General features: G+C 42.8%; 6 protein-coding genes. 5 read left to right on the forward strand and 1 reads right to left on the reverse strand.

Annotation, left to right across the window (positions count from 1 at the left end; genetic code table 11):
- The coding region (locus ACT8YW_RS20880) for a TrkH family potassium uptake protein (RefSeq protein WP_444107023.1) at window positions 1-1,787 on the forward strand (1,787 nt) is incomplete at its 5' end.
- A gap of 4 nt (window positions 1,788-1,791) precedes the next feature.
- On the forward strand, window positions 1,792-2,478 hold the full coding sequence (locus tag ACT8YW_RS20885) for a potassium channel family protein (RefSeq protein WP_444107024.1): 687 nt from the start codon (window positions 1,792-1,794) through the stop codon (window positions 2,476-2,478).
- Between the two features lie 132 nt (window positions 2,479-2,610).
- Here the strand turns inward: ACT8YW_RS20885 and galB are convergent, their stop codons facing one another.
- A complete protein-coding gene (gene galB, locus ACT8YW_RS20890; RefSeq protein ID WP_444107025.1) occupies window positions 2,611-5,058 on the reverse strand; it encodes a beta-galactosidase GalB in 2,448 nt (815 codons plus the stop codon).
- A 241-nt stretch (window positions 5,059-5,299) separates the two neighbouring features.
- Between galB and ACT8YW_RS20895 the strand changes: the two genes are divergently transcribed.
- The 3 genes from ACT8YW_RS20895 to ACT8YW_RS20905 all read left to right on the forward strand — a co-directional run.
- On the forward strand, window positions 5,300-5,851 hold the full coding sequence (locus tag ACT8YW_RS20895; RefSeq protein ID WP_444107026.1) for a DUF4738 domain-containing protein: 552 nt from the start codon (window positions 5,300-5,302) through the stop codon (window positions 5,849-5,851).
- Between the two features lie 123 nt (window positions 5,852-5,974).
- Window positions 5,975-7,171, forward strand: coding sequence for a heparin lyase I family protein (locus tag ACT8YW_RS20900; protein WP_217290819.1), 1,197 nt, complete (start codon window positions 5,975-5,977; stop codon window positions 7,169-7,171).
- 186 nt (window positions 7,172-7,357) lie between these two features.
- Window positions 7,358-7,565, forward strand: a 208-nt coding sequence (locus ACT8YW_RS20905) for a phage integrase SAM-like domain-containing protein (protein WP_444107027.1), incomplete at its 3' end; no start/stop codon positions are given.

Genomic DNA, 7,565 nt, shown 5'->3' on the forward strand with positions numbered 1-7,565 from the left:
TAAAACCCTATGTACGTATCCTGTTAGGACTGGTAGAAGCACTCACCTATCTGGCATCTCTGTTGTTGATTGTCGGAGTAGTATATGAACACGGCTTTCCCTTATCCGTAGATGAAGTGGCTAATTTGCAGACATTGTATAAAACAGTCTGGATTATCTTTCTGATTGATGTTGCTTTACATATTTCACTGGAATACCGGAATACCAAAAAACAATACCGGCGATTAGCCTGGATATTAAGCGGGTTATTATATCTTACTCTAATACCCGTCATTTTTCACCGTCCGGAAGAAGAAGGAGCTATTTTGCAGATTTGGGAATTCCTGCATGGGAAGTTTTATCATCTCCTGTTATTATTAGTCCTTTCTTTCCTCAACTTGTCCAATGGTCTGGTGCGCCTGTTGGGACGGCGTACCAATCCATCTTTGATATTAGCAGTCAGTTTTATGGCTATTATCCTGATTGGAGCAGGCCTACTGATGCTTCCGCGCTGCACGGTGAATGGTATTACCTGGGTAGACTCTTTATTTACGGCTACCAGTGCCGTATGTGTTACAGGTTTGGTTCCGGTAGATGTATCCACTACATTCACCACTTCCGGATTAGTTGTCATTATCCTGTTAATTCAGATTGGAGGATTAGGAGTGATGACATTAACCAGTTTCTTTGCCATGTTCTTCATGGGAAACACCTCCATTTATAATCAGCTTGTTGTGCGTGATATGGTTAGTTCCAATTCGTTAGGATCTTTGCTGTCCACCTTACTATATATATTAGGCTTCACCTTGGTAATTGAAGGGATCGGCATGGTCTCGATTTGGTTTAGTATTCACGGTACGTTGGGAATGACTTTGGAAAACGAGTTAGGTTTTGCTGCTTTCCACTCTATATCAGCTTTTTGTAATGCGGGCTTTTCTACGCTTTCCGGTAATTTAGGAAATCCGATGGTGATGACCAATCATAATGGACTCTTTATTTCTGTTTCTTTGCTGATAATTTTCGGTGGTATCGGCTTCCCCATTCTTGTCAATTTCAAGGATATTGTATTATATCACCTACGTCGTTTTTGGAAATTGGTCCGTACACGCAAACTGGATCGTCACAAAATGCAGCATCTTTATAACCTGAATACGAAGATTGTGTTAATCATGACTTTCCTGCTTTTATTAATCGGTACATTAGCTATTGCTGCTTTTGAGTGGAATGCTTCCTTTGCCGGTATGCCTTTGGCAGACAAATGGACTCAAGCCTTCTTTAATGCTACTTGTCCGCGAACAGCTGGTTTCAGTAGTGTCGATCTGGCATCGTTGAGCGTGCAGACTTTGTTGGTTTATCTATTCTTGATGTGGGTTGGCGGTGGTTCACAGTCTACGGCAGGTGGTGTGAAAGTGAACGCTTTTGCAGTTGTGGTTCTGAATCTTGTAGCCGTATTGCGTGGTACTGAACGGGTAGAAGTGTTTGGCAGAGAATTATCTTATGATTCAATCCGGCGTTCCAATGCAACAGTGGTCATGTCATTGGGAGTGTTATTCATTTTTATTTTCACATTGAGCATACTCGAACCGGGTGTTTCCATTATGGCATTGACTTTCGAATGTGTCTCTGCACTTAGTACTGTGGGATCCAGTCTGAATCTGACCCCTCATTTGTGTGATGCCAGTAAGTTGTTGGTATCCTTGTTGATGTTTATCGGACGTGTGGGATTGATAACATTGATGTTGGGAATTGTCAAACAGAAAAAGAATACAAAATACCGTTATCCGAGTGATAACATTATAATAAACTAAAGATATGAAGTATATTATTATCGGTTTAGGAAATTACGGCCATGTGTTGGCAGAGGAATTGTCTGTATTAGGGCACGAGATTATTGGTGCGGATATTAGTGAAAGTCGTGTGGATTCGATCAAAGATAAGGTTGCTACGGCTTTTGTCATTGATGCCACTGACGAACAATCATTATCAGTGTTGCCATTGAATAGTGTGGATATAGTTATTGTAGCGATTGGAGAGAATTTTGGTGCGTCGATACGAGTCGTTGCCCTGTTGAAGCAGAAAAAGGTTCCCCGTATTTTTGCCCGTGCTATTGATGCCGTACATAAAGCGGTGCTTGAAGCTTTTGATCTGGAACGAATCCTGACTCCGGAAGAAGATGCTGCCCGCAGCCTGGTACAACTGCTCGATTTCGGTACTAACATGGAAGGATTCCGCATCGATCAGGATTATTATGTTGTGAAGTTCACGGTTCCGGAGAAATTTGTAGGATATTTTGTGAATGAGTTAAACCTGGATGAAGAGTTTCATTTAAAAATGATAGGATTGAAACGGGCGAATAAGATCACCAACTGCCTGGGTATCTCTCTGACCGAGCTTCATGTGAAGAATGAATTACCGGGAAATGAGAAAGTGGAAGAAGGAGACGAATTGGTCTGCTACGGCAGGTATCGTGATTTTCAGGCCTTTTGGAAAGCTATTTAGCTAGAGTACTTATAACGTCGCTTTTATTGAGCACAAGTGAGCAAGTTTCGGAGATAGTTGTATGAAGAAACCCATCGGACTTCTTTTCAGTGAAGAAATCCGGTGGGTTTGTTATATGCTGAAGCGTATGCCTTATTTCGTTTGAATACGAATATTTCCGGCTTTCACTCCGTTTGCTTTTGCTGTAAATACAATCTCACCGGCAGTTTCACCGGCTTGCAGGATAGCTGTCAACATACCGTTGAAAGCATGCATTTTTGGAAGATGGAATTGTTCAAGGTTCGTCGGATCTCCATTGGCGGCAGCACGATATTTACCTGTTCCCTTTACCGAGAAATTTATCTGACGATTATCGGTAGGACAGAGGTTACCGTCTTTGTCTACTACTTTAACAGTCACATAAGCCAGGTCTTTTCCGTCTGCAGTCAGTTCGTTACGGTTGCTTACCAGTTCGATGTGATGAGGCTTTCCGGCAGTACGGACTACTTTTTCAGCTACCGCTTTTCCGTTTTTGTCGTAGGCTACTACTTTCACTTCACCCGGTTCGTACTTTGTATCCATCCACATCAGGCGATAGCGGTTCTTTAGCGAACTATTATTCTTGCTTTGTTTTCCATAACTTTTGCCATTGATAAATAATTCGGCAGTAGGATAATTAGTGTACACAAAAACGGGAGTCACTTCACCTTCACGTCCCGGCCAGGTCCAGTGAGGCAGGATATGCAAAGTTTCCGCTTCCTTGTTCCACACGCTACGGTAAAGATAATAGCGGTCTTTTGGTAAACTGGCAAGGTCGATGATACCAAACATTGAACTGTGATTAGGCCATGAATCCGTATCGTATGGTGACGGTTCACCCAGATAATCGAATCCGGTCCATACGAACTGTCCGATGGTCCAATGATGATCGTCAGCTAATGCAAAGTCCTCGTCCGGAATATTCGACCAGGGACAAACCTCCACATCGTATGAAGAGCATTGATGATCTTCATATTTGGCCCCTTTCTTATCCTCCACCGGGAACTTGTACACGCCGCGTGAGCTGACAGTAGAAGCCGTTTCGCTTCCCAGAATCAGATTCTGCGGGAGTTGGTCGTATGACTCCTGATAGCGTTGCGTACGGTAATTAAGTCCCGGAATGTCAATCATTGCTGCAAATCCGTTGGCAAGTACACAAGTCACCTGGTCCATTCCGCAAGTGACAGGACGGGTAGGATCTTCACGATGGCAGATATCCTGCAGGAATTTGGCCACTTTATAACCGACAGGACTGCATTGAGTCGGTACTTCGTTGCCGATACTCCACATAACGACGCAAGGGTTGTTCCGGTAATTATGAAGCATATTTATCATATCACGTTCCGCCCATTCATCGAAGTAGCGGTGATAACCATTTTCACATTTGGCGATATCCCATTCATCGAACGGTTCGATCATCATCATAAATCCCATTTCGTCACACAACGCAACGAGTTCGGGAGTCGGCATATTATGAGAAGTACGGATCGCGTCGCATCCCATATCTTTCAATAGCGTAAGCTGATGACGCAGTGCTGCAACATTGATAGCGGCGCCCAACGGACCTAAATCGTGGTGATTACATACACCCTGAAATTTGCGGTGCTCCCCGTTCAGGTAGAACCCTTTGTCGGCAATGTATTCAATGCTGCGGATACCGAAACGTGTGGTGTAAGTATCTACCAGTTTATCATCCGCATAAATTTTAGAGACAGCCTTGTAAAGCGACGGACTTTCCGGCGACCAGAGTTTGGGTGCGTTTACAATAAAATTTTGTTCAAAAGGTTGTCCGTGATTGATACGGCTTGTATTCTCTTTCCGGGTAACAACTTTACCTTCCGGAGAAAGAATTTCCGTCTCTACACGGATGGCTGTTTTCTCACCGGCATTGTCTATCTTCGTTTGGAGACGTACGGCTGCAAAATCCTTGTTGACGTGAGGAGTTGTGATTTGCGTTCCCCATACAGGTACATGGATTTTGTCAGTCACAATCAGGTGTACATTGCGATACAGACCTGCTCCCGGATACCAGCGCGAAGATTGCGGACGGTTTTCCAAACGCACGGCAAGCGTATTGTTTTTACCGTCTTTATTCAATAAGGAAGTCACATTACAGTGAAAAGAATTGTAACCGAAAGGCCAGAAACAAGCTTCTTTTCCGTTGATGTAGACACGCGCTTCACTCATGGCACCGTCAAAAAGCAGTGTCACTTCTTTGTCGGCAGGGGCGTCAAAACTGGTACGATACCATCCGGTACCTACATAAGGAAGACCGCCGGTACGTCCTGTCTTCAAGGAAGCTTTTTTCTCAAAGTTCTGTGTCACTGCCACGTTTTGGAGGTCATTGTTCATGTCGAATGGACCAAAAATCGCCCAGTCGTGTGGAATAACAACCGATTCCCATTTAGTGTCATTGAACTCCGGCTGACTGGCCTCTTTAAAATCTCCTTTACTGAATTTCCAGTTCTTCTCCAGCAGTGCCTCACTGCGTTGCGCTTGCATAGTGCAGGCGGCGGCCATCAAAAGTACAGCTAATAACTGTTTGGGGTGTTTCATGTTCATTTTTACTTTTCAGGTATAAAATATTTTGGATTCGGCGTAAAGTTATAAAAAAGGATTCAATAATCTTATCTCTTGAAAGCATTAAATGCACTGTCCGGTTTGCCACTGTCGTCGAGCATCCCTTTGTGATAGTATTTCCATTCCTTCTTTCCTTCAAATGTAGGAAAAATGTCGGTTACACTTGTAAATATCCCGCTCTTTTTGTTCCTTTGCCATCTATTTATAAACAGAAAACTTACGTATGAGAAAACTAATTTATTTGCTTTTGTTGCCGTTGGCAGTGGCTGTGAGTGCATGTGGCGGTAAAAAAGGATCTTCAGATAATCAGTCGATGCTGGCAAGAATAGACAGTATAGATGCTCACGGATTGCAGCGTATGCAGACGTCTAAGAGCGAAACTAACTTTAAGTTCAAAGGAAAAGATTATCATTCCTTTGTTTCACGTACTCCGGACGAAAGTCTGCCTCATGTGACAAATGAGATGGGAGATACTTATGTCGACAATAAAATAGTGCTGCACCTGACACGTGGTAACGAAACGGTATTGAACAAGACATTTACCAAGAATGATTTTTCATCCGTAGTCGATGCAAAATTTCTCTCGAAATCTATATTGGAAGGAATTGTATACGACAAGACCACTCCGCAGGGCATTGTATATGCCGCAAGTGTTTGTTATCCGCAGACAGATTTGTATATGCCGCTTTCTATAACGATCACCGCCGATGGAAAAATGAGTATACGGAAAGTCGATATGCTTGAAGAAGATTTGAACGATGAAGCACCCAATTAAGCCTCCAGGCAGGTGTTGACAGCAAAATTACACAAATGTGAAAACATTTGAGACAAACGAAAGGCAACCGATGAGGTTGCCTTTCGTATTTTTGCACCGTCAACAAACTTAATATCGAATAGAATGAAGAAAAGCATTTTTATTATTTGCGTGCTGGCATCAGGATGCACGGCGATGGCTGAACAAGTCGAGAAACCCGGTCCGGCTATAGAAACACAGACTTTGGTGCCACTAACCGAGCGTGTAAATGTACAGGCAGATTCGGCATGTGTCAATCAGATTATAGATGGTTGCTGGGTAGCAGTCGGAGCTAAAAAAACGCATGCCATTCAACGTGATTTCAACCTTATGTTTAACGGAAAGCCTTCTTATCGTTTTGAACTGAAAGAAGATGATAACACATTATCCGGATATGCAGCGGGGGAAACAAAAGGACGTGCGGAATTTTCTTATTGTTATGCAACTTCCGATGATTTCAAAGGCAAACCAGCCGATACATATAAGAAAGCACAAATAATGAAAACTGTATATCATCATGGAAAAGGTATTTGTCCGCAAGGTGCTTCCCGCGATTATGAGTTTTCGGTATATATCCCTTCTACATTAGGCAGTGATGTTTCCACCATTTTTGCTCAATGGCATGGAATGCCGGATCGTACTTTGGTACAGACTCCACAGGGTGAAGTGAAGAAACTGACAGCTGATGAGTTCATGGAACTGGACAAAACTACTATTTTTAAGAAAAACATGGGATACGAAAAGAAACCCAAGCTGGACAAGCAAGGTAATCCGGTGAAAGACAAACAAGGTAATCCCGTTTATCAAGCCGGAAAGGCCAACGGATGGCTGGTGGAACAAGGTGGCTATCCTCCATTGGCATTTGGATTTTCCGGCGGATGGTTTTATATCAAAGCAAACTCCGACCGTAAATGGCTGACAGATAAAGACGACCGTTGCAACGCAAATCCGGAAAAGACACCGGTTATGAAACCTGTGACATCTACATATAAAGCATCGACCATTGCTTACAAAATGCCTTTCGCTGATTTTCCGAAAGATTGTTGGATTACATTCCGTATTCATATCGATTGGACAGTCTATGGCAAAGAGGCGGAAACAATTGTAAAGCCGGGTATGCTCGATGTACAGATGGACTATCAAGAAAAAGGGAAAAAGGTTAAGAAACACATTGTGGACAATGAGAAAATCATGATTGGACGTAACGACGATGATGGTTATTACTTTAAGTTCGGTATCTACCGTGTAGGTAATAGCACGAAGCCGGTATGTTACAATCTGGCAAACTATTCAGAGAGGTAATTAGTTAGAAGGTAGAAAGAGAGTGATATCCGGATGTCCGTTTAGTGAGCATCCGGATATTTTTTTATAGGTTAATAATCTAAAAAAATAATATCGCATTTGTCAAGTGTACTTCAAGTCTGCAAAAAGATTTGTTTTTTTGTTGTTTGCCAAATGGTATAATATATAAAATTATTAGTGATGCAAATGATGAACAAAAATGGATTTAGCCGATGTGCGGAATTCTACATCGGTCGTTTGCGGAAGGAGGGACGGTATTCCACGGCGCATGTCTACAAGAATGCCATCTTTTCTTTCAGCAAATTTTGCGGCACGTCTAATGTGTCGTTCAGACAGGTTACCCGTGAGCGTTTACGGCGTTACGGTCAGTATCTTTATGAGTGTGGCTTGAAGC

Origin of the sequence: Bacteroides sp., from assembly GCF_052357945.1 — a bacterium.
GTDB lineage: Bacteria > Bacteroidota > Bacteroidia > Bacteroidales > Bacteroidaceae > Bacteroides.